The sequence below is a fragment of the Bacillus carboniphilus genome, assembly GCF_039522365.1.
In the GTDB taxonomy this organism is placed as follows: Bacteria; Bacillota; Bacilli; order Bacillales; family JC228; genus Bacillus_BF; species Bacillus_BF carboniphilus.
This window is the reverse complement of record NZ_BAAADJ010000004.1, coordinates 277762-300256: the sequence shown is the minus strand read 5'-3', so window position 1 is coordinate 300256 and position 22495 is coordinate 277762. Positions and strand designations below refer to the sequence as shown.

Sequence of the window (22495 nt, the reverse complement as noted above, 5' to 3'; positions counted from 1 at the left end):
GGAGGCGTTTTTGATGAAAGTTGCAGCGATTCAAATGAATACAAAAGCTGATAAACAAGAAAACTTACAAAAAGCAGAACGTTTTATTACCAAAGCTGCTGAAGATGGAGCAATCTTTATCTCTTTACCAGAGTATTTTAATTTCATGGGGCCGGATACAGAAAAGGTTCAAAATGCTGAAGAAATTCCTGGCGGTGAAACGTATCAATTACTGTCTTCACTTGCGAAAAAACATGGCGTTTATATCCATGCTGGTAGTATACTAGAAAAATATTCTGATGAAAAAGCCTATAATACAGGTTTTGTAGTAAGTCCTGAAGGGGACGTTGTTGCAAAATATAACAAGCTGCATTTATTTGATATTGAGATCAATGGAATGCCAGCCTATAAAGAATCTAATACGATCCAAGCAGGAGAGTCTTCGGCAACCGTTGAACTTCCATTTGGAAAAGCGGGATTGAGTATTTGTTATGACTTGCGTTTCCCTGAACTTTATAGAGAATATGCGTTAGATGGATGTAATGTTTTGTGTATCCCTGCTGCTTTTACACAATACACAGGTATGCTTGCTTGGGAAGTTCTTCAACGTGCGAGAGCGATTGAAAATCAATGCTATGTCATTGCTGCTGGACAATTTGGCTCCCATGCACCTGGGAAAGCTTGCTATGGGAACAGTATGATTATTGATCCATGGGGAACGGTAATCGCGAGAGCTCCTGAAGGGGAAGGCGTGATTGTTGCTGAAATCGACCCAAGTACAGTGAAACAAGCGAGAGAAAGTGTTCCTTGTTTAACTCATAGAAGACCTGAACTATACAAAGTGAAATAATGGTGAGATAAATTTGAGTCAACGACAGTATTTAAAAGACATTGCATATGAAAAAATTAAATATATGGTTATCCAAGGTGAGATCAAGGGGCCAACTGTTTCTGAAAATGAACTGGTTGAGCTCCTCCAGATGAGTAGAACTCCGATTCGGGAGGCACTGCAACGATTACACAATGAGGATTTTCTAGAAGTTTCTCCTAAACGAGGTATCTTTTTAAAGGAGATAACGGTTAAGGAAACCCATGATATTATGGATATGAGACTTGCAATTGAATTGTATGCCCTTGAGAGAGTAGAACCCTTTTTTAGAGAAGAACATCTTGCTTTCTTAGATGAAAAAATCAAAGAACAGGAAGAGTACTTAAGTCAAAACGATATCTTTAAGTTTATCCAGCTAGATTTAGAGTATCATGCGTTATTTTTACGAGTGTTTGACAATGAGTTTTTTGTCAAAACTTTGAACAATATTAGTGATCGGCTCTATCAAACCGCAATGATACGTTTTGGCAGGGACATATCCCGAGCTTGGGATTCAATTGAGGATCATAAACAAATCAATGCTCTACTTCGAGAAGAAAAGTTTCAGGAAGTTCGAGACTTAATGGAAAAACATATATTAAAAGGAAAAGAACAATTTTTCTCCCATTAAGGAAAAATTGGTGATTTTCACAGCTATACGTGCCTTTTCTCGGTTCTCTCTGAGAAAAGGCTGTTTCACTATTAAGAATCAAAAGCAGGGAAGGGAACTACTATGAAAAAGTGGGTTCAAGATATTGGCCTCATTTTATTCGGGGCTTTTATTTTTGCAGTCGGTATTAACTATTTTACGATTCCAAACCTACTATCCGAAGGTGGAATTATCGGCCTGACAGTTATTGTGCACTATGTGTTTGGCTGGTCACCGGGTGTTGTCAATTTTGTGTTGAATATTTCTCTATTAGGAATAGGGTTTAAGTTTTTCAATAAAAGAACCATTATTTATACCCTTATAACCATTGCATCCAGTTCGCTCTTTTTATATATAACGGAGGAAACAGGAAAGCAAATAACAGAGGATACGTTATTGGCAGCTATTTTTGCAGGTTTACTTGTAGGAGGAGGTCTAGGCTTTATCTTCCGAGCTGGTGGGACCTCTGGAGGTACGACGATTCTCGCGCGATTGGCCAATCAATTATGGGGTTGGAGTATTGGCAAAGGAATCCTTGTGATTGACTTAATAGTAGTTTCAGGATCTGTCTTTATCATTGGTTTAAATAAGGCGTTGTATACCCTAATCGTTGTCTATATTGGAGCAAAAGTGATTGACTTCATAACAGAAGGCCTAGATGAAAGAATAGCCGTCCTTATTGTCTCAAACTCACCTGAAAGTGTTTTAAATACCATAAGCAGTAAATTATCAAAAGGTATTACGGTTTTAGAAGGTCGAAGAGGATACTCAGGTACACACAAAGAAGTTCTCTACATCGTCATCAATAAACATGAACTCGTCCAAATCAAAAATATCATCAAGGATATTGATCAAAACGCTTATGTGACCGTTCATAATGTTTATGAAATGGTTGAAAAAGCTTAACAAAAGAACTTCTGGTCACAGTGACACCCCGAAAGTCGTGGAGCATTGATAGAAAATAAGAATAATAGAGTACACATAGGGACGGTTCTCTCGTTTTCAAATTTAAAAAGAAACGAAAGAACCGTCCCTGTTTTTCCGCGTTTTTTAAATTAAATCCAGCTCCAGTCTCTTGGACCTCAATCTTCTCCCTATCACTTTTGCTATATACAGCTTAACTTCCATCATTTTCACCCTTTTTTGACCCGTCTTGATGTCCGAGCAGGAAATCATAGGAATAACTCTGTCGGCTTCACTACATACCTTTGAACTAGTTTTAGAACATGGAAAATCCGTAATATATGCCTTTAGTTGTATAAAAATACTAAGAATCTAATTTTTATTTATTTTTTCTATTTTTCTATTGACTTAATAATTTGAATTGATACAATATTCAATTAAATATACAAGTTTGCTGGTCAGACCAGCGACAGGGACAAAGGGGAGAAGTTTGTGGCATTAACACCTTTAAACAAGGAAAGGATGTTCGAGGTAATTGCAAAACGAATTTTAAAATACATACGAGAGGAAAATTTAACACCTGGAACTCAGCTACCTACTGAGAGAGAGCTTAGCGAAAGACTTCAAGTAAGTAGAGCATCTATTCGAGAAGCATTACGAGTTTTAGAGGTATTAGGATTTATCGAGTTAAGGACAGGGGAAGGGTCATTTGTTCGTGATCCACTAAATAACACCGTGTTGAGCCAGTTTTATACCGACTATTCAGACATCAACTGGTACATGGAGCTAGTGGAGGCAAGGAAAATTCTGGAGAAGGATATTGTCACACTGGCTGCGTTACGGGCAAGTAAAGAACAAATTGAACAGCTAGAATCCATTATCGAAGTGATGAAGTTGAAACTTGAGAGGGGGGAACGGCCGAAAAAGGAAAACCTTGAATTTCACCAAACTATTTGGGAAGCCTCACAAAACCGCTTTTTAAAAGAGATTGTAGGGACACTTTTTAACTTTATATTAGATAAAGAAAGTGTTCTTAACTATCAAAGGAATGTATCCAAAAACTTCTTAAGAGACCACAAAGCCATCTACGAAGCTATTAAAAATCGTTCACCTCAAGAAGCCGCAGAAGCCATGGACCTTCATCATCAAACCATTCAAGAAACCGTCATCATGCAATTTAAAGAAAGAGAGGAGTAATAAAATGAAAATCGTTCAAATTGAAGCGACTTGTATTTCGCTTCCCTTAAATACTGATTTAAACATATCTGGAGGGAAGTATAACCGGGCTGATCGCGTGTATGTCAAGATCACGACAGACCAGGGTATTTATGGGTGGGGAGAAGCAGCGCCAATTCCACAATACGCAGAAGAAACCATGGAATCCGTCAAATTTATCATTGATAAGTATTTGGCCCCACTCCTCATTGGGCAGGATCCTATGAATCTAGCACAAATTCATGAACAAATGAAAGTGATTAAAGGAAATAACTTTGCGAAGGCTGCTATCGATTTTGCTTGTTATGACATTAGCGGAAAAGCATTGGGTGTCCCTGTGTATACCTTACTTGGTGGCAAGTACCGAGATAAAGTAGCAATTGGTCAATCCATTGGAATCAAATCCATAGACCATGCTGTTGAGGAAGCTCATAAATATGCTGAAGAAGGCTTTCAATCCATCAAAATCAAAATTGGAATCGACCCTGATCATGATGTGAAAACAGTGGGGGCGATTCGTGAGAGGTTACCTGATATTCCTATTCGTGTAGATGCGAATCAGGGGTACCGATTAGAGCAGGCTATCCATGCCTTATCAAGAATGGAAGAATACAATTTACTCCTCATCGAACAGCCTGTTCCCAAGTGGGATTTGGACGGAATGGCAGAGCTTTGCCGATTATTAAGAACACCAATACTAGCGGATGAAAGTTTGTATACCATTCATGATGCGGTTCAGTTAATCAAACATAAGGCTGCTGATATTTTCAATATTAAAATCATGAAGCCAGGTGGCCTATATCCTTCCTTGAAAATTGCAGGGATGGCAGAGGCCGCAGGTATTCCCTTAAGTATTGGAAGTATGATTGAAGCAGGGGTTGGAACTGCTGCGGGGGCGCACTTTGCTGCAGCCGTCAAATACTTAGAGTACCCATCCGATATCAAGGGTCCAACTTTATATAGTGACGATGTATTACAAGAGCCAGTTCGAATTGAAAAAGGATTTACTTACGTTCCAGATGGACCAGGGTTAGGTGTTGAGGTCGATCAGGAAAAAATCAATCACTATAAAGTAGATCTATAAAAAAGGAAGGGTGATGAAAGTTGAAATCAAAAAGTAGAAAGCTTCTCTTTTCACTTGTCGTTTGGATGCTTATCATGGTTGGATGTAGCCCATCAGGACCCACATCAGAAGCGAAACCAGAAGATACGAACAGCGAGAATAAGCCTTCAGATCAAACGTCTACAGATACACAATCCGTTGTTGTCGCATTAGTTGAGGATGCAGAGACACTTGATCCACATAAGACAAATCAACTTACATCTCACATGATTTTCAGAAATATTTTTGACCGTCTTGTTTATATCGATGAGAATAAAAACCCTCAACCTTGGGTGGCAGAATCATGGGATATTAAGGACGATGGGAAAGTCATCGAATTTAAAATCAAAGAAGGCATCAAGTTCCATAACGGTGAACCATTAGATGCCAACGCTGTTAAATATTCGTTTGAAAGAATGATTGATCCGGATACAGCTTCACCAACAGGATCTATGATGACTGGACCGCTGGAAAAAATAGAAGTTGTAGATGATTACAAGGTGAGATTTACATTCTCCACATCTTTTGCTCCATTCTTCATTAACTTGTATAGCGGCTATACGGGGATTGTTCCGCCTGACTTAGGTGGGAAAGGGGATGACTTTGGACGCGAACCAATTGGATCCGGCCCCTTTATGTTTAAACAATGGAATTCTGGTTCTGAAATTCATCTGGTCAAAAATCCCGATTACGATTGGGGAAGAGCGGATTACGACTTAGACGGTACAGCTAAATTAGATGAAATCGTCTTTAAAGTCGTTCCAGAAGAGGGATCAAGAATGGCTGCCTTAGAAACAGGCGAAATTCAAATATCCCAGGCACCTGTTGAATTGGCAAACTCTATTAAAGCGAATGATAATTTCCAAATCATCCAATGGGAAGATGCTACGAATTATTTCAGTATTGAATTTAATACGTTAATTCCACCATTTGATAGCAACGAAATCCGTTCAGCTTTAGGCTATGCGATTAACAGTGAGGAAATTGTAACAGGTGCATGGTCAGGCTACGCAAAGGTCAACAAAAACCCTATCGGAACAGGTGTATTAGGACATTCGCCTGAAATCGGTGAAGAGTACGGGCCATCCTATGACCCTGATAAAACAAAGGAAATCCTAGAAAGTAATGGATGGGCTGTAAATTCAGAAGGGATTTACGAAAAGGATGGAGAGCCATTTAGTATTACGATGTTAACGTCCAACGATCCGAAACAAACAAGAGCGGCCCAGATTATTCAATATCAATTAGGTCAAGTTGGAATTGATGTAGAGATTCAGGTGATAGAAGGTAGTGCGTATCGTCCTACTCAATTAGAAGCCAAGCATCACATGCATTTGCAACGTTGGAATTGGCCAGATCCAGTTCTTCTATCCTTCGTTTTTGAAGATGGTGGCTTTGTAAAATTGTATGAAAATGATGAGATTGATGAAGTCATCCAGCTTGCCAACAAAGAGATGGATGTGGAAAAGCGGGTTGAATTTATCGAACAAGTACAACAAATGATTTTAGAAGACCATGCCATTGTACCGATTTTAACTGAATATGTAACAGACATTGTTCGCAAAGAAGTTAAAAATTATAAATGGGATTCCTTAGGCTATCCAATTTGGACGATTGTAGAACGCGAATAGCATGTCACAAATAAAATCCTTCGATATAGATCACTACTTTAGAATATCAGGTAGATGTTCTATATCGAGGGTTGTTTTTTAAACAAAAACTTCGAAGTTCGAAGAATTAGGAAAGGAAAAGAGGTGTGTATCATGAAAATGTATATCTTAAAAAAGGTAGCCATGCTTATTCCCATATTACTTGCTGTTAGTATCCTTGTTTTTTTAATGCAGGCTGCCATTCCAGGTGACCCTGTTGAAGCCATGTTTGCAGGGCAGGTTCCTGATGAAGAAACCGTTGAAAATCTTCGTGCCCAATTAGGACTCGACCAGCCGTTACATGTTCAATATATCCGCTATATCAGTAATGTTGTTCAAGGAGATCTAGGTACTTCTATTCGGACAGGAAGGCCTGTGATTGAAGAAATTTCAGAACGGTATAGTAACACCTTGATATTAGCGGTTGCGAGTCTTTTAATTGCCATTTTTATAGGCGTGGGTCTGGGAATTATCTCAGCTATGAAAAAGGATTCTATCATCGATACACTTAGCACCATTGTAGCCCTACTAGGCGTATCCATGCCTTCCTTTTGGTTAGGACTTTTACTTATGTATCTTTTCGCTGTGAACTTGAAATTACTGCCTGTTATGGGGAGCGAATCCTGGGCTCACCTCGTCTTACCAGCCTTAACAATGGGGCTGATTTCAGCAGGGATTATCATGAGGATGGTTCGCTCCTCTCTACTAGAGGTATTTCAACAGGACTATATTCGAACGGCCCGATCCAAAGGAATGAAGGAAAGAAAGGTAGTCATCAAACACGCCTTGAAAAATGCGCTAATCCCAGTTATCACTGTCGTCGGACTTCAATTTGGATTCTTGCTTGGTGGAGCTTTCATTATTGAAAATGTCTTTGCTTGGCATGGATTAGGTCAGCTTGCCGTTCAAGCATTAGGTACACGGGATTTTCCATTAGTTCAGGGAATTATTTTGGTAGTAGCTGCCACTTATGTATTAGTAAACTTGTTGATTGATATTTTATACAGTTTAGTAGATGCGAGGGTTTCCTATGAGTAATGTCGAGTTAACAAAACGTAAATCAGAAGAATTGACGGTTGTCCTTCCCAAGGAAAAGACAGTGAAGGAGAGATTCTTTAAATCTGACTTTTGGAAAACCACAAGGCGAATATGGAGAAATCCTTCCGCGAAAATTGGTGGGTTTATTATTTTGGTTTTGCTCGTTATGGCTCTATTTCCAGAAGCCATAAGTACGCATGATCCGGAGGAACAACAAATTATGGACCGACTTCAGCCTCCTTCCTCTGAACATTGGTTTGGAACCGATGAATTCGGAAGAGACGTCTATAGTCGAGTCGTTCATGGGGCTCGTATCACCTTACAAGTAGGTCTCATTAGTGTAGGAATCTCTCTTATTGTCGGCGGTCTACTAGGATTACTAGCTGGGTACTTTAGAGGGAAACTTGATATTGCCCTAACGGCAGTATTGGATGTGGTTCTCGCTTTTCCAAGCTTTATCATGGCTCTAGCCATTATTGCGATTCTTGGACCAAGCTTAACGAACGCAATGATTGCGGTCGGGATACGTGGAATTCCTATTTTTGCGAGGGTTGTTCGGGGAACCACCATCTCGATTAGGGAACAGGATTTTATAATGGCAGCCAAAGCATCAGGATCGTTAAATACCAAGATTATTTTTTCGCATATTGTTCCCAATATTACGTCATCTATTATCGTTTTAATTACTCTCCAATTTCCTTCTGCTGTATTGATGGCAGCTGGATTAAGCTTTCTTGGTCTTGGTGCCCAGCCTCCTAGTCCAGAATGGGGAGCCATGTTAGTGAGTGCTCGGATTTATATGACGAATGCCGTTTGGATTGTTAACTTCCCAGGTATTGCAATTTTACTAACAGTACTAGGCTTCAATTTACTAGGGAACGTATTAAGAGACGTTTTAGATCCAAGATTAAAAGGAACGTCATGATTGAAATATAGGAATATTAAGGAAAGAGGGATGTCCAAGTGGAAACAAAGGGTATTATTGACGTGAAAAATGAAATCGAGAAGGTCGTCAGTGGATTAAACGGTACCTTAGGAGTTGCCATCAAAGATTTAGTAGATGGGGAAGAAATTCATGTGAATTCAAGTGAGTGGTTCCCGACTGCAAGCACGTTTAAGATTTTTATTCTCGTAGAATTGTTTAAGCAAGTTCAGGAAGGCAAGCTGAGTTTAGATGATCGTCTAACCATCCATTCAGAATTCCAAGCCCCTGGAGGTGGAGTTTTGAAAGATTGGCAGCCTGGTTTGAATCCAACCGTAAAGGACTTGGCGACCGTCATGATCCAGATTAGTGATAATACAGCGACGGATATGCTTTTCGACAAACTTGGAATTCACAATATCAATAAGACCTTACAAGAATTTGGATATGACGAGATCAACGTTGTAATAACCGCTAAGGAAATTTTATTTAGTTTAGTAGGTTTGGATCAAGAAGATTTATCAGATAAAGCCTGGCCAGAAATTTTAGCAGAATTTGAACGAAGAAGAGGGCACTCCGAATATAATCTGAACGGAAAATATGATAGTGACCAAAAGGATAACAATGTAGCGACTCCTCGTTGTGTGACAAGCTTAGTTTCGGATTTGTACCATGGAAGAGTAATCAACCGCGAGGCCTCAGATGGCATTATTGGGATTATGAAACGCCAGCTTTACCGTAATCAAATTCATAAATACTTGCCGAAGCATGTGGTCGTTGCCAATAAGCCTGGTGGAGTAGAAGGAGTAAGGGCGGATTCTGGAATCGTCTTTGCAGATAGGCCGTTTGTTATTACCTGTTTTACGAAAAACCTTGAAAAAGTGGTAGATGGAGAAGAGGCTATTGCTCGAGTGAGTAAAATCGCATACGACTATATCATGTCAAAGTAAAAAGGGTGTTGTTTCATGTCAGAAGAAAAAATATTAAGTGTTCATAATTTAAAAATAAGATTTAATACTGAGGATGGACCCGTGCAAACGGTAAGCGGGATTTCTTTTTCATTAGATAAGGGGAAAACCCTAGGAATTGTAGGTGAGTCAGGGTGTGGAAAGAGTGTGACCTCTCTTTCTATCATGCGGCTTATTCCAAATCCTCCGGGTGAAATTGAAGACGGGGAAATTTTATATAAAGGGAAGAACCTAGTGGCGCTACCTGAGAAAGAAATGCGGAAAATTAGAGGAAATGACATCGCCATGATTTTCCAGGAGCCAATGACTTCTCTTAATCCGGTATATACAATCGGTAATCAAATTTGTGAAGTCTTGGAAGGTCATAAACGTCTAAGCAAAAAGCAGGCGATGAAGCAAGCTGTTGAAATGCTCAAGCTTGTTGGAATTCCAGAACCGGAGCAGCGGGTAAAGGAATATCCTCACCAATTGAGTGGAGGAATGCGGCAGAGGGTAATGATTGCGATTGCCTTGGCCTGTGATCCGGAACTTTTAATTGCAGATGAGCCAACAACGGCATTAGATGTTACGATTCAGGCTCAAATTTTAGACCTGATCAAAGACATGAAGCAACAAAGGGGCATGTCTATTATTTTTATCACCCATGATTTAGGGGTTGTATCTGAAGTAGCAGATGATGTGATGGTAATGTATGCAGGTGAAATTGTAGAGAAAACCTCTGCTGCTGAAATTTTTGCAAATCCCCTTCATCCTTATACAGAGGGGCTCATCAAATCAGTCCCGGATGTCTACCAAGATATTGAAGAATTAGAAGCCATACCAGGTATTCTTCCACATTATTCAGAAATGCCAAAGGGGTGCCGCTTTTCAACTCGTTGTAGCTATGCCAAGGAAATTTGTAAAGAAATGAAACCAGTATTAGAAGAAGTAAGGGAAGGTCATCAAGTTCGATGCTTAAAGTACAGCGATATTTGGGAGCGAGAGGAGTCAAAGGTGTATGGTTAATGCAGAACCGCTACTCAAGGTCGAAAACTTAAAGAAGTATTATCCTGTTAAATCTGGATTTTTTAATAAAGCGAAAAAATATGTACGGGCAGTCGATGATGTTTCGTTTGAAGTATTCCCAGGTGAAACCATCGGGGTGGTTGGAGAATCTGGTTGTGGAAAATCTACCTTAGCTAAAACGCTGTTGAGGTTAATAGATTCCACTAGTGGACATATTTTTTACGATAATACGGACTTGAACTCTCTATCGAATTTGCAAATGCGTGAGGTTAGAAAGAACCTACAGTTTATCTTTCAAGATCCGTATTCCTCCTTAAATCCAAGGAAAACGGTTGAAAAAATTATAGAAGAGCCATTGGTAAACCTAACCGACTATTCTTCAAAGGAAAGAAAAGAAATCATTCGAAAAACAATAAAAGAAGTTGGGCTCGACACACATCACTTAAACCGTTATCCACATGAATTTAGTGGTGGGCAAAGGCAAAGGATCGGGATCGCACGGGCATTAGCGGTTCGGCCAAAATTTATCATTTGCGATGAACCCGTTTCAGCACTTGATGTCTCGATTCAGGCTCAGATTCTAAATCTATTGAAAAAATTACAAAAAGAATACCAGCTCACTTACCTCTTTATCTCGCATGATTTAGGTGTAGTTCGTCACTTTTGTAATCGAATCATTGTAATGTATCTAGGGAAAATCGTAGAGGTCGGCGATAAAGAGTCCATATTTAATAACCCAACACATCCGTATACCAAATCGATATTATCAGCGGTTCCTTCTATTTATCACAAGCGGGACCGAATCATTCTAAAAGGAGAAGTACCAAGTCCGATCAACCCGCCAAGTGGGTGCCCATTTCATACCCGTTGCCCAGAAGCCACCTCAGCTTGTAGTCAAACGGAGCAAAGGCTTGAAAAAATTGGTGACAATCATTTTGTGGCATGTCATGTAATGGGACAGGGGGACAGGTTTGCTGTCCCGGAAAGGGAAAGAACTGTCCCGCGATCTACGTGAAAAATAAAGTTAGTAACTAAAAAGAGTGTTGGCATAGCTTGTGCCAACACTCTTTATTATTGCTGCTCAAAATACATAGGGTCTACATACTTACCGGATGGATAATATAATATTCTCCCATGTCTTGAGCTGTAACGATTTCGTTTGTAGGAGCATTCGCCGCTATATGATGCAGAAAGTTCACGGATAATGGTCTGATAATCTGAAATTTTATAGAGTCCCGAACCGTCCCTGCGTTCTACTGAAACACTATATATTTTTTGTATTTTCAGAATAATCATATGATAAAATAAAAATGCAACTGAATATTGTGAGGGTGGTTGGTTGTCTCTCTTCTTTCCTTGGTTAGGAAAGGAGGTGATAATCATGGAAACATTTCTTGAAATAATTCGTGAAATTTTGAAAGGGATTGTACGGGAAATTTCTGCACATACCTTTCGAAAAAGCGTACTAGATAACAAGAAAACCACCCTACGCCGTCGCAAGCTAAAGGGTGGTTCTCAAGACAAAAAATAGTTTATTGACAACCACCACCCTGACGGTAGAGGTTGCAGAGAGAAGCGCTCCAACGCTTCTCTTTAATTATATTTCCATTATACATAAATTTATTCTTGATTAAAAGCTAAATGGGTGAAACATGGGGAGCAGTTCTTTTGTTTCCAAATATGGAAAAAACAAAAGAACTGTCCTGCGATCTACGCGTTCTAATCATCAATTACAGCTTTGCCTTGTTCACGTAACGTTTTTAAAGATGAAAGCATATGATTGATTTCTTCATCGGAATGTCTTTCCCATGAACCTAATTCAGCTATTATTTTCAAAGGCGATTTAGACCTATAAGAACGAGTTGGGTTTCCAGGAAATCTTTTGTCCGTTAAGTTCGGATCATTTTCAAAATCACCTAATGGTTCTACAATGTAAATTCTTTCTTTAGCATTAGATGTGGCTAATTCAGCACCCCATTTAGCAGCATCTAATGTTGCAGTGAAATAGATATAGTTAGATTTTTTGTCTTGGTAATTTGATAAGTGTTGCGGTTCTAAAAGGTCACCAATTTTTAGATCTGCTTTCGTACCATGAAAGAAAGGGCCATAGTCTAAGACATCTTTTTTGTCATTCATACTGATACACCTCTTATTTTTAATGAAGGATGATAAATAGTTAACGAGCAATTAACTTCAAATTAACCCTGAATGATGACTACAATGACTTTCTAAAAGAATAACACCATTTATCATAGTCTAACTTTTCTTCATAAAAACGGTGAGCGTTAACTCGCTGAAGCCCAGATTCTAATGTTACATACTCAGCACCATTTTCTTTTGCCCAATTATGTATAAACGTTAGTAACATTTCGCCGTATCCAAAAGACCGGTGTGCTTCATCTGTTATTAAATCATAGATGAAAATATGGCGTTTATTATAAAAATTAACTCTCCAACTTAACCCTGCCAACGATACAAGTTTCCCATTGATATATAGACCGATCAATGTATATCCATCTTTCTGCATTTCTTTAAGTAATTCAAAGTATGTTTCATGAGTTAAATCTGTACGCAATTGATTCATAATAGGGAATGCCTCTAACCACTGTTCTTGGGTTTGTAATTCCTGAATTTTTTCGGACATACTATACCTCTTTCACGGCGAATTTACCTTTTAAAGTTTAGCACTATTTTAATTTCCCCCTCTACAAATTACAATACATTTTCATGGAATTAGAACCGTCTTCGTGGCCTTCTTCTAGGATGTCTTCTCACATATGAACCCTTTCTAAAGCGTCCCCGCATAGGGACATATCCGCCACTACCATTCTTACGTATAATGATCCACGTAATTCCAATTATGATACCCAGACAAACAAGTAAGATGATAAAAAATAAAAGAAAGTAAACGCAAATGATGATGTTAATAGAATGGATAATTAGAAGGAAAGAAGAAGCCAAGATGTTCCGAAACGACATCTCTCTTAAGATTTCATGAACTGCCAATAATGAGATGAGAAGTCCTGATAAAGTGATAATAATGGCACAAATCAACATATAAGTCTCTTTATTCCCATCAAAAAGTGTATGAACAGATTGTACTAAAATCGGTTCAATATCCGTAACATTTCTAATTCTATATAGTGAAGACAGTCTACTTCCAATGCTGGAACAAATAAAACTAGCAACGTAAGCGACTACCAAGAAAGAATAATTCAAATGAAATCACAACCTTACACAAACTAACCCCCAATAGTTAATGTTGCTGGCTTGACTCATAATATGAATTTGTTTCTACTAATATGATTAACTTGTCCCATAAACAGTCTCCTTGTTTAAACATACAGTAGAAACTTATCAGGATCTTTATCCGAGAGAAACGTAGGGACGGTTCTCACGTTTCCAAATATAAAAAGAAACGAACCATCCCAGCATCCACAGAATAGGAGAACCGCCCCTGCGCCTATGTTAAATTATTATCATTTGAAGTATAATAGGCGCACCTTTTGGAGGTACATCTGTTGTTTTTAATGTGATGGTCCCTTTTTTTACAATATAACTCTCTTTAGGTTGTAATACTCCATTGATAAATAGATTCATATATGAAACCATGTGAGGGTCCAATATGACTTGTTTACCCAACTCTTTTATTCCATCTTTTTCTTTAAATTTCTTTCCAATTCCATCTGCTAATGTGTAATATTCGTAGACTTTTACCTTTTTGGGTGTTTTAATCCAAAGACAGCTGGGAGGTAAAATTGGGATTGTGAGACATGGCTTAGGTAATTCGTTATTTATATTTATTTTTTTGCTCAATTTCAATCCACCCTATCTCTGTTTAATTTTCCCACTTAAGCTATTTTATTAGGTAGTCCATCAAAATGTGCGTCAGAGCTAGAGACGAATGCCTTCCCATTATATAAAAACGTGAATAAACATGTAGTATAACTTGAAAGGAGGTAATATGATTGCCTTTACAAATTATGAAGCTTGCTATTACAGCAGATTCAACTGTTACTACTTCACCAACTGTTGAAAGATTTTTTAATGAAGCAACATCAACTGTAACAGGTCCCGGAACATTAACAATTCCTGTTGAGGATTTTTGGACTGATACAGGGGCAGATGCGACCACACTTCCAGCTTTAGCTACTGATAATAGTTATTTTAATGTATATGTTAATGGAGTACTTCAGATGGAAGATTTATTAGCATACACACCAGGAGGCACAGGTGTTGGCCAACTAGAAATTACAGTTCCTACTGATTCCACTATTCAAGTAGATTCAGCAATAGTTTTAGTAGTTGCTAATTTTACTCCTACAAGCGATACAACAATAATCACATAAGTTTTGTGCCTGGGAAACGATGGACTGTTTTTCGTTTCGAATATAAAGAAACGGTGGAACCGTCCGTTCTTATTTCTCCGTTCTTGTTATCTATCACTCAATTTGTCACTAAATGAGTGCCTGACCACAGTCAGATAAAGCGTTAAAGTGCTGGGGGTCAGGCACCATTTCCTGGCTTTGTATTTGACTTAAATAATGTTTATGTATTTAAATTTCTAGCTAAAGAGGGTTTGCTAAGGTTTGTATATAAAAACTATGCTACTTTAATAATTCTAGTTGATAAAGAGGCACCCCTAGAATAAAAATTATTTACAAAATCTCCATCTAGCGTAGCCAAGTAATTATATTCATTTTCTTGAGCGATTGCCAAATGGAAAGAGTCTGTAATATCCAGTTGGAAATGTTGCATATAGACTATAGCAGCGGGATATGAAATAGCTTCTGTTGAGTCCAAAATTTCGACTGCTTCAAAACCCAGTTCATCAGTCATCTTTTGTACAAATCCCTCAAATGTATCAACCGCAGCCCGATAAAAGACATCTAATTTATTTCGTTTATCTTCGTCTTTTTTTGCTTGTTTTATTAATTCCACTACTTTTACATTAACATTGATATTTTTGTTGTAGAAATTCATAATTTCCTCACGTTTTGCCAAGTTGTATAAGAATCTAGCACCATCTAAATCTAGTAATCTCGCCTTCTGTTCAAAGGATAATTGATTGACTCCACCTCTAGTCTGGTTAATAAGTTTATTGTTTTGCTGATAGACCTCTAAGGCTCCCAGAACTTTCATTTGAAAAAGCCGATTGATTACCTCTGCTACAGTATGGTTACTGATCCCTAGAACACCCCCCGGATGATCTGACCACACATCTAGCACTCTTGCGACCTCAGGGCGACGGCCATCATCAAGATCCAAAAACGCCAAAATAAAACAAGCATCTAAATAAATAGATGCTCTAGAGAAGTCTTCCTGGTCAATTTGATCCCCACCAATAATAAAGTCCATACCTATTTCCCTGCTTGTGAAGGTCCGACAAAGTGCGACCAAAAGCTCCGTGAACACCAATAGAATTTGAAATCTCAAGAGCACTCCGTTTTTTTCTTGGATTTTCTACAACTTTTTTTTCAACTGTTTTAGTTGGGACTGATTTTGTCAGTGGTATTGTAAGCATTTTTACCACCTCATCTTCATTTTTTTTAGAATTATTCTTATCGTAATCCCTACTTCTACGCTTGTCCATAATTTTCCTTTTATCTTCCTTTATAAACCTATGAATAACCTTTTCAAACATGACAGTATCAACCATTCTTTCCTAAATTCATTGCATTTATAAGCAAGAAAGAAGGGGGAAGCCTAAGTGCCATATCTAAAGGGAACGAAAATAGGATGATTACTGGTGCCTGCCCCCAACTGACTAGCGCTAACGTTAAGGGGGTCAGGCACTCTTTCTTCTATTCAACACACATTAAATTGCATACAAAAAAGCTCAGAGTTTATATAGCTCTAAGCTTTTCTTTTCTATGAGACTAATTCCACATTGGGTAAAATAGAATCTACCCTATCATAATATTATTTATCCCGATTGGTGATTTTGTATTTTTCACCCTTGCTATCATAGGTGATCCATTCACCAACAGGCTCACCATTTTCAAAATAACCTGAACGCTTTATTGTCCCATCGGCACGGTACCATTCCCAATAGCCCTCTGGTTTATCTTCAATCACTTTTCCCTTTGACCAAATTGTTTTGCCATTTGCATGGTATTTTATCGTGTAACCATCGATTACTTCCAGTTTCTTTTCCTTTACGCCGTTTTGGTGTATCAAGTCACATTTTTCATTTTCCATAACTGACCTCCAACAACATTTATGCCACATTTTCAATGAAACTTTTAACAATTTCACCTATAGTGTACTTTTCCAATATACAGCTTATTCAATCATCTTGCATGTTAAATAATAGCCTAAAATACCTCGCAAGTTACAAGGGCCCATCTATCCATTACCAAATAACCATTGGGAAACCCAGGAAAATGTATCCCTGTTACCACCACTGGACAGCCTCCGTTTTCCCAATACAAGACTCACTCCCATCATGTTACGATGAAATGGAATTTTCAGAAAATTGGTGGAGGTGGTTTCCTTCGAGTAGGCATCCCTGATCCTAGCCTGTTGGGCACATAAAATCTAGTTGTCTATCCATCTATTACAAGGTTCTTACTAACTAAATGGGAGTTGATCTGGTTGAAAAAGTACTTAGGTGTTTTACTTTCGATGCTTCTTTTGATTTCTTGCTTTTCTTTCGGGGCTTTTGCAAAGGTTCCGTCAGATTCGGATGAAAGGAACGCAAAAGATTTACGTGTTCTGATTCAGCATAAGAAGGCCAATGAAAAAGCTCAGCTTCAAGCAAAATACGGAGTCCGTTGGGATTTTGAAGAAAAAGGGTTTACGACTAATGTGACTGAAGCTCAATATGAAGCCCTGCAAAAGAATAAGAATGTTGAGGTTTCTTTAGTTAATAAAGTTTACTTAGATAACGTAAGTACAGCGGCTAGCCGTACTAGCACGCCATCTGACCAGACTCCATGGGGGATGGAAGCCATCTATAATGATGCGAACCTTCAGGCAACAAGCGGGGGAGACAACATTCGTGTAGCTGTATTAGATACCGGTACCTACACGAGCCATGTAGACTTAGTGAATAATGTAGAGCAATGTAAGGATTTTAGTCTTTTCTTTTTCTCAATGAGAAATGGTAGCTGTAATGATATCAATGGGCACGGAACCCATGTGGCCGGTACCGTTTTAGCAGATGGTGGAGCTGACGGTCAAGGCGTTTATGGTGTGGCGCCCGAAGCGAAACTTTGGTCTTATAAGGTATTAGGTGACTTAGGCTTTGGTTTCTCTGATGATATCGCGAATGCCATTAAACACGCAGCTGATGAAGGAAATCGTTTAGGGGTGAATGTGGTCATTTCCATGTCACTCGGATCAGCCTCGAAAGATAGCATGATTGCTGATGCCGTAACGTATGCGGTGAACCAAGGTGCCTTAGTGGTTGCGGCTGCTGGAAATAGCGGACCAGATCCAGGTACGATTGGATATCCAGGTGGTGTAGCCGATGCGGTTGCAGTAGCGGCTCTCGAAAATGTGCAAGAAAACGGAAACTACCGTGTAGCGGACTTCTCGTCAAGAGGAATCTCCGGTGGTGCGGGTGACTATGTCATCACGGAAGGCGACGTCGAACTCTCAGCTCCAGGAGCTGCAATCGAATCGACGTGGAACGATGGAGGCTACAACACCATTAGCGGTACTTCCATGGCCACTCCACATATCTCTGGTTTAGCTGCGAAAATCTGGGCTGAAAATCCAAGCTTGTCCAACACGCAGCTACGTGCGGAACTTCAAAATCGTGCGAGAGCGAATGATGTGAATGGTGGACTACATGCCGCTAGTGGAGACGATATTGCTTCTGGATTTGGGTTTCCGTTGGTGCAGTAATATACATTGAATAGGGGAAGGCTCTTGATTGTGAGGGCCTTCCTCTTTTTTATTGGGACAGAGGGGACAGGTTTAGTGTCCCGCAGATCGCTTTTTTATAAAATTACATAGATTTCTAAGTAAAAGTCATAGTTTTACAAAGGTCGACAAAAGAATTTTTAAACAAACGTTTGTTTAAAAATGGCTGAACTATTGGAATGGAAGGAATATGACCTGGGAAATTACAAAACTGGTGTCAAAGTTTGTCGGTCATGAGGTTGATAGGGATGAGTCCTTTTCATTTATTGTGTAGTATGGGATCCCATTCTTATCTGCTTTACATACTTGGGAATTCGTGGGTCTAGCTATCATTTACACCCGTGTCCAACTAGAAATTGCAAACACCATAGGCAGAAATTGTTCATACGATAGGGTGGAGGTGTTGCTAGATGTATGATTTGTCAAGGTCATATGGAATGCCATTTCATCAACAAAGTATGAGGGCATCTGTGCCTTTTCATTATTCAAGCCACTATAATCGACAAATGGAATATAAGCCTGTTACGGCATATACAGCTCTTCAGCCTATTTTAGTAAATGGAGAAAACATCAATACTGGACCGTATCCAATCTTGAACTTTCAGCCTGAAGGCACTCAGTCTCCCTATATCTATGTTCCCATTGCTCAATTCAGCAAAGTGGGTGCAACCGTCGAATGGAGAGAACCAGGCAATTATATGTGGGTAGAAAGTGATTATTCCATAAATGAATCTCTAGTAGAATTTTATAAAAATAAGATGGATCAGGTGGAAGCGGGACAAATGCCTGAGATAGAAAAAGGCCCGTCCCCTGAATTAGATGACATTGGTTACGGGGGGATTATTGAAGGAATCGGTATGCACGATGTTGGCGGTATCCTGTGGAATCTTGTATCCGATGATGAAAGTGCAGCTTTGACACCAGGAGGAACGTACAAAGGTTTTATGGATATAACCAGCCCTGAAGTAAAACCACCAAGGGTTTCATGGGCTATTCTTATCGATGATAATGGTAATCCGGTTACATTTAGTACGACAAAAATATAAAACGACTGTTTGGTGACTAGAAGTTTGAAAGACACAAAGTGTGGAGGTGTTGCTTAGTGTATCATTCAGGTGGATGGTACGGCATGTCTTGGAATGATTATGGTATGAGGAATTCATTTCCTATAGCCAATAATGGTATTGATTATCGGGAAATGGGATACAATCCAGTTACAGCCTATACCGCTGTTCAGCCCATTTATGTAAATGGGGAAAATATAAACACGGGAGCATACCCGGTCTTGAATTTCCAGCCAGAGGGAACGGACTACCCTTATATCTATGTTCCGATCGCTGATTTCAGCAAAGTAGGTGCACGTGTTAATTGGAATGAAAAAGCACAATTACTATCAGTCGAAACGGACTACTTTACCAATAAATCAAGAATAGCAGATTATAAAGCCAAACTTAGTTTTCTAGAAAGAGGGCAGCTACCAGCTGGAGCGGAAGAGGGGGACTCTCCGAAGACACAGTACTTCACCTATGGGGGTAAAATGGAAGGTAGGGAAACCCATCAAATAGATGGTGTACTATGGGATAAGGCTTCGTACAAACAAGAGATTAGTTTTACTCCAGGTAAAGCCTATAAGGGGTTGCTGGATATCCTCTATCCTTTAACATCATCGTACAATGATGCTGTTTTGATTCTTATTGATGATAATGGGCAGCCTGTTACATTTCGAACCAGGCGGATCTTTCAGGAAACATGAGGGGAATTGGGGCTAGACCCTAGGTGGGCTAAAGGGTTCACGAACTAGGGTCAGGTCCTATGTTCAAGATTTTTATAATGAAATTTATTTAAATTGGGTAAAAATTACTCCCCTGAGTTCTGAATGCCAACCCCTGAGTTCCGAATTCCGGCCCCTGAGTTCTGAATACCAGCCCCTGAGTTCTGAATGCCGGCCCCTGAGTTCTCAATTCCAACGCCTGAGTTCTGAATACCAGCCCCTAGTTCTGAATTCCATCGCCCAAGTTCCGAATTCCATTTCACTTTTAATATTGGGACAGAGGGGACAGCTTTCGTGTCCCGCAGATTGCTTATAAAAACGGAAATTATATAGATTACAGAACCTTTCTCTTTAGGAAAAACGTTCTAGAAAAAAAGATGGGACAGAGGGACAGGTTTTGTGTCCCATAAAAGCAAGTGGATAAATGGACAGCTAGACAGAAATCGACAGAAGAATTTTTAAACAAACGTTTGTTTAAAAACTATGGAGCTATTGGTATGGGAGCAGTATGCCTTTGAAGTTAAGAATCTGGTGTCAAAGTTTGTAGTACATGTAAGTGAAGGGAGGCCACTCTGTCCAGATAGAATAAGAACAGCGTCAAAAGAAGATAATAGGAGGCAAGAAATAATATCAAATAAATTATGCCTAAATCAAACCGATTGTTAACCTACTAATTTAGGAGGGAAAAGCTATGTCAAGAACAACAGAATTTGTCTTAGGATTACTAGGTGGTATTTTTGGATTCTTTGGTGCCTTCTTTGCACTATTTGTTGGAGGAATTGACGCTGCATTTAACGAGGCTGGCACAAGTGAGCTAACAGGTCTCGGATTTGGTGGGATTATCTTTTCAATCTTAGGAATCATAGGCTCGGTAAGGGTCAAGAGTAAGCCAAAGCAAGGAGGCATCATCATGCTCATTGCTGCCATTGGTGGTCTAATCAGCATCTCACTGGCATTCCTATTATCCTTTATTTTATTACTCATCGCTGGTTTAATGGGTGTATTTAGAAAGGACAAAAGTGTGGGACAGTAGGGACAGGTTTCGTGTCCCACATGATTAAACCGGGGGGAGGAGCCATTGTATTCATCCAACACCACCCTTAAAAGTGTGTCATTTTAATTAGGCTTTGGAAAGTAGCGAGATTCTAAGTTTCTCCTTCGCCTCCTTCTTCCACCGCTTCACAGCCGAAATCGACACTCCTTCCACCTCCGCAATCTCCCGCACACTCAACATATGAATACAAGTATACTCCACCCATTTTCTCTGCAACTTCGTTAGGTGGCATTCATTGCATAAGGCTAAAATATTCCCATTGGCTTGCATTAGAGGATCCGCATCATCATCTTCAATCATGGACCAAAACTCTTCTTTCGGATAAACATTTCTCTCTTCGTCACGAATGTTACGTTGTAAATCTCTCAGCATTCTTCCTCGGATATAGCTATAAGCGAATGTCGAAAAACTACCTTTATAAGCATCAAACTTTTGGTAAGCCTCCCACAAAGCTATCAAACCGGTTTGATAAAATTCTTCCTTTCTTTGATAGACATTGAGGGTCTTCATAATCTTATAAATCATAGGCTCATAATTTTGTATCAACATCTCAAACTCTTTCAACTTTTCATCCTTCTGAAAAGCGCGCTATTCGTTTTATTCCTAGGTAAGTCAACCATACAAAGGAAGAGGAAATAGAACAAAAGGAGAAACTTCATGTTTCTAGGCTGATTGGGTAGGTTATTTGAAGTTTCTCTAGGGGAAACTTTAAGTTTCTAGTGAGAAACGTTAAGTTTTACAGTTTTTTGAAGATGAGACAGAGTGGGACAGTAAACCTGTCCCCTCTGTCCCAATTGCCTGAACATTACGAAATGTCGAAAGAAGTCGAAATATGGAGAATTTATGTTGATTTGGCATTTTTTATCCTTTATAATGACTAAGGAACTAGTTCTTTTGGATTACTAATGACTAAAAATTGAATATCTCAAACTACCGGAATGGTATAAATTTGAAAAAAAGGCAAACTTATCGAAAGGTAAGGACGCAAAGCTTAGGGTCTAAGGTTCCATAACTATGATCGCCTGGTTACCAAAAATAATGTTATTGTTTTTAATAAACTTAATAAAATGCATGTTTTGGCTGCTCATTTGGAGTGGCCATTTTTTGTGAAAAGGAGTGGGGCAAATGGCAACAGTTTTAGTTACAGATGATGCCATGTTTATGAGAATGCAACTGAAAGATATTTTGACGAAGCTAGGTCATGATGTTGTGGGAGAAGCGGAAAACGGTCAAGTAGCCGTAGAGAAATATGGGGAATTAAAACCCGACCTCGTCACCATGGATATTACGATGCCTGAAATGAATGGGGTAGAGGCTGTAAAGGAGATTAAGAAAGTGAACCCCAATGCCACTATTATCATGTGTTCCGCTATGGGGCAAAAGGATATGGTGATTGAAGCAATTCAAGCGGGAGCCAAAGACTTTGTTGTGAAGCCTTTTGACCAAGTACGAATAAAAGAAGCCGTTGAGAAGGCTTTGGTATAGAAAGGAAATAAGGTA

At 39.2% G+C, this 22495-nt stretch carries 26 protein-coding genes and 1 riboswitch; of the genes, 18 read left to right on the top strand and 8 right to left on the bottom strand.

Translation table 11 applies throughout. The annotated features are described in order from the left end of the window. Positions 1-13 precede the first annotated feature (13 nt). From ABDZ91_RS02705 to ABDZ91_RS02650, 12 genes are all read left to right on the top strand, one after another. Positions 14-829 carry a carbon-nitrogen hydrolase family protein gene (locus ABDZ91_RS02705; protein ID WP_343796182.1) on the top strand — a complete coding sequence of 272 codons (816 nt, stop codon included), beginning with the start codon at positions 14-16 and terminating at the stop codon, positions 827-829. Between the two features lie 13 nt (positions 830-842). Next, entirely contained in the window at positions 843-1478 is a 636-nt protein-coding gene (locus tag ABDZ91_RS02700; protein WP_343796097.1) for a GntR family transcriptional regulator, read from the top strand. Positions 1479-1580: 102 nt separating this feature from the next. After that, positions 1581-2402: a YitT family protein gene (locus tag ABDZ91_RS02695; RefSeq protein WP_343796095.1), complete on the top strand. Its 822-nt coding sequence runs from the start codon at positions 1581-1583 to the stop codon at positions 2400-2402. A gap of 489 nt (positions 2403-2891) precedes the next feature. Beyond that, positions 2892-3596, top strand: a complete 705-nt coding sequence (locus tag ABDZ91_RS02690; protein ID WP_343796093.1) for a FadR/GntR family transcriptional regulator — start codon at positions 2892-2894, stop codon at positions 3594-3596. Positions 3597-3600: 4 nt separating this feature from the next. Then, positions 3601-4698, top strand: a complete 1098-nt coding sequence (locus ABDZ91_RS02685) for a mandelate racemase/muconate lactonizing enzyme family protein (protein WP_343796091.1) — start codon at positions 3601-3603, stop codon at positions 4696-4698. A gap of 20 nt (positions 4699-4718) precedes the next feature. After that, a complete protein-coding gene (locus ABDZ91_RS02680) occupies positions 4719-6347 on the top strand; it encodes an ABC transporter substrate-binding protein (RefSeq protein WP_343796089.1) in 1629 nt (542 codons plus the stop codon). Between the two features lie 132 nt (positions 6348-6479). Then, positions 6480-7403, top strand: a complete 924-nt coding sequence (gene nikB / locus ABDZ91_RS02675; RefSeq protein WP_343796087.1) for a nickel ABC transporter permease — start codon at positions 6480-6482, stop codon at positions 7401-7403. Beyond that, complete coding sequence (locus ABDZ91_RS02670) at positions 7396-8328, top strand: ABC transporter permease (protein ID WP_343796085.1); 933 nt, start codon at positions 7396-7398, stop codon at positions 8326-8328. The genes nikB and ABDZ91_RS02670 overlap by 8 nt, the downstream gene beginning before the upstream one ends. A gap of 38 nt (positions 8329-8366) precedes the next feature. Beyond that, a complete protein-coding gene (locus ABDZ91_RS02665; RefSeq protein WP_343796083.1) occupies positions 8367-9275 on the top strand; it encodes a serine hydrolase in 909 nt (302 codons plus the stop codon). Positions 9276-9290: 15 nt separating this feature from the next. Then, entirely contained in the window at positions 9291-10298 is a 1008-nt protein-coding gene (locus tag ABDZ91_RS02660) for an ABC transporter ATP-binding protein (protein WP_343796082.1), read from the top strand. Continuing rightward, complete coding sequence (locus ABDZ91_RS02655; RefSeq protein WP_343796081.1) at positions 10291-11313, top strand: ABC transporter ATP-binding protein; 1023 nt, start codon at positions 10291-10293, stop codon at positions 11311-11313. The genes ABDZ91_RS02660 and ABDZ91_RS02655 overlap by 8 nt, the downstream gene beginning before the upstream one ends. A 366-nt stretch (positions 11314-11679) precedes the next feature. Next, the gene (locus ABDZ91_RS02650) at positions 11680-11829 is read left to right on the top strand and encodes a hypothetical protein (RefSeq protein ID WP_343796080.1); all 150 of its coding nucleotides are present in this window, start codon (positions 11680-11682) and stop codon (positions 11827-11829) included. Positions 11830-12017: 188 nt separating this feature from the next. On the opposite strand, the gene arr is transcribed toward ABDZ91_RS02650, so the two are convergent. The 4 genes from arr to ABDZ91_RS02630 form a co-directional block, all read right to left on the bottom strand. After that, complete coding sequence (gene arr, locus ABDZ91_RS02645; protein ID WP_343796078.1) at positions 12018-12434, bottom strand: NAD(+)--rifampin ADP-ribosyltransferase; 417 nt, start codon at positions 12432-12434, stop codon at positions 12018-12020. Positions 12435-12513: 79 nt separating this feature from the next. Further along, positions 12514-12942 (bottom strand): GNAT family N-acetyltransferase, encoded by a 429-nt coding sequence (locus ABDZ91_RS02640; RefSeq protein ID WP_343796077.1) that lies wholly within the window; start codon positions 12940-12942, stop codon positions 12514-12516. Positions 12943-13031: 89 nt separating this feature from the next. Continuing rightward, on the bottom strand, positions 13032-13517 hold the full coding sequence (locus ABDZ91_RS02635) for a hypothetical protein (RefSeq protein WP_343796076.1): 486 nt from the start codon (positions 13515-13517) through the stop codon (positions 13032-13034). 249 nt (positions 13518-13766) lie between these two features. Further along, a complete protein-coding gene (locus ABDZ91_RS02630) occupies positions 13767-14114 on the bottom strand; it encodes a DUF4183 domain-containing protein (protein ID WP_343796074.1) in 348 nt (115 codons plus the stop codon). A 152-nt stretch (positions 14115-14266) separates the two neighbouring features. On the opposite strand from ABDZ91_RS02630, the gene ABDZ91_RS02625 reads away from it, so the two are divergent. Beyond that, complete coding sequence (locus ABDZ91_RS02625) at positions 14267-14647, top strand: DUF4183 domain-containing protein (protein ID WP_343796073.1); 381 nt, start codon at positions 14267-14269, stop codon at positions 14645-14647. Positions 14648-14900: 253 nt separating this feature from the next. On the opposite strand, the gene ABDZ91_RS02620 is transcribed toward ABDZ91_RS02625, so the two are convergent. The 3 genes from ABDZ91_RS02620 to ABDZ91_RS02610 all read right to left on the bottom strand — a co-directional run bounded on the left by ABDZ91_RS02620 (position 14901) and on the right by ABDZ91_RS02610 (position 16499). Further along, positions 14901-15656, bottom strand: a complete 756-nt coding sequence (locus ABDZ91_RS02620) for a hypothetical protein (protein ID WP_343796071.1) — start codon at positions 15654-15656, stop codon at positions 14901-14903. Next, complete coding sequence (locus ABDZ91_RS02615; protein ID WP_343796069.1) at positions 15625-15942, bottom strand: hypothetical protein; 318 nt, start codon at positions 15940-15942, stop codon at positions 15625-15627. The genes ABDZ91_RS02620 and ABDZ91_RS02615 overlap by 32 nt, the downstream gene beginning before the upstream one ends. Positions 15943-16220: 278 nt before the next feature. Then, positions 16221-16499: a toxin-antitoxin system YwqK family antitoxin gene (locus ABDZ91_RS02610; protein WP_343796067.1), complete on the bottom strand. Its 279-nt coding sequence runs from the start codon at positions 16497-16499 to the stop codon at positions 16221-16223. A 396-nt stretch (positions 16500-16895) separates the two neighbouring features. On the opposite strand from ABDZ91_RS02610, the gene ABDZ91_RS02605 reads away from it, so the two are divergent. The 4 genes from ABDZ91_RS02605 to ABDZ91_RS02590 all read left to right on the top strand — a co-directional run bounded on the left by ABDZ91_RS02605 (position 16896) and on the right by ABDZ91_RS02590 (position 20974). Next, positions 16896-18152, top strand: coding sequence for a S8 family peptidase (locus ABDZ91_RS02605; RefSeq protein ID WP_425541775.1), 1257 nt, complete (start codon positions 16896-16898; stop codon positions 18150-18152). A 428-nt stretch (positions 18153-18580) separates the two neighbouring features. Next, positions 18581-19216, top strand: coding sequence for a hypothetical protein (locus ABDZ91_RS02600; protein ID WP_343796065.1), 636 nt, complete (start codon positions 18581-18583; stop codon positions 19214-19216). 83 nt (positions 19217-19299) lie between these two features. Next, positions 19300-19923 carry a hypothetical protein gene (locus tag ABDZ91_RS02595; RefSeq protein ID WP_343796063.1) on the top strand — a complete coding sequence of 208 codons (624 nt, stop codon included), beginning with the start codon at positions 19300-19302 and terminating at the stop codon, positions 19921-19923. Between the two features lie 709 nt (positions 19924-20632). Next, positions 20633-20974, top strand: coding sequence for a DUF4064 domain-containing protein (locus tag ABDZ91_RS02590; protein WP_343796060.1), 342 nt, complete (start codon positions 20633-20635; stop codon positions 20972-20974). An 87-nt stretch (positions 20975-21061) separates the two neighbouring features. On the opposite strand, the gene ABDZ91_RS02585 is transcribed toward ABDZ91_RS02590, so the two are convergent. Further along, the gene (locus ABDZ91_RS02585; RefSeq protein WP_343796058.1) at positions 21062-21559 is read right to left on the bottom strand and encodes a sigma-70 family RNA polymerase sigma factor; all 498 of its coding nucleotides are present in this window, start codon (positions 21557-21559) and stop codon (positions 21062-21064) included. A 385-nt stretch (positions 21560-21944) separates the two neighbouring features. Continuing rightward, a riboswitch (cyclic di-GMP riboswitch) is annotated at positions 21945-22029 on the top strand. Between the two features lie 91 nt (positions 22030-22120). On the opposite strand from ABDZ91_RS02585, the gene ABDZ91_RS02580 reads away from it, so the two are divergent. Next, the gene (locus tag ABDZ91_RS02580; RefSeq protein ID WP_343796056.1) at positions 22121-22480 is read left to right on the top strand and encodes a response regulator; all 360 of its coding nucleotides are present in this window, start codon (positions 22121-22123) and stop codon (positions 22478-22480) included. The last annotated feature ends 15 nt before the right edge of the window (positions 22481-22495 follow it).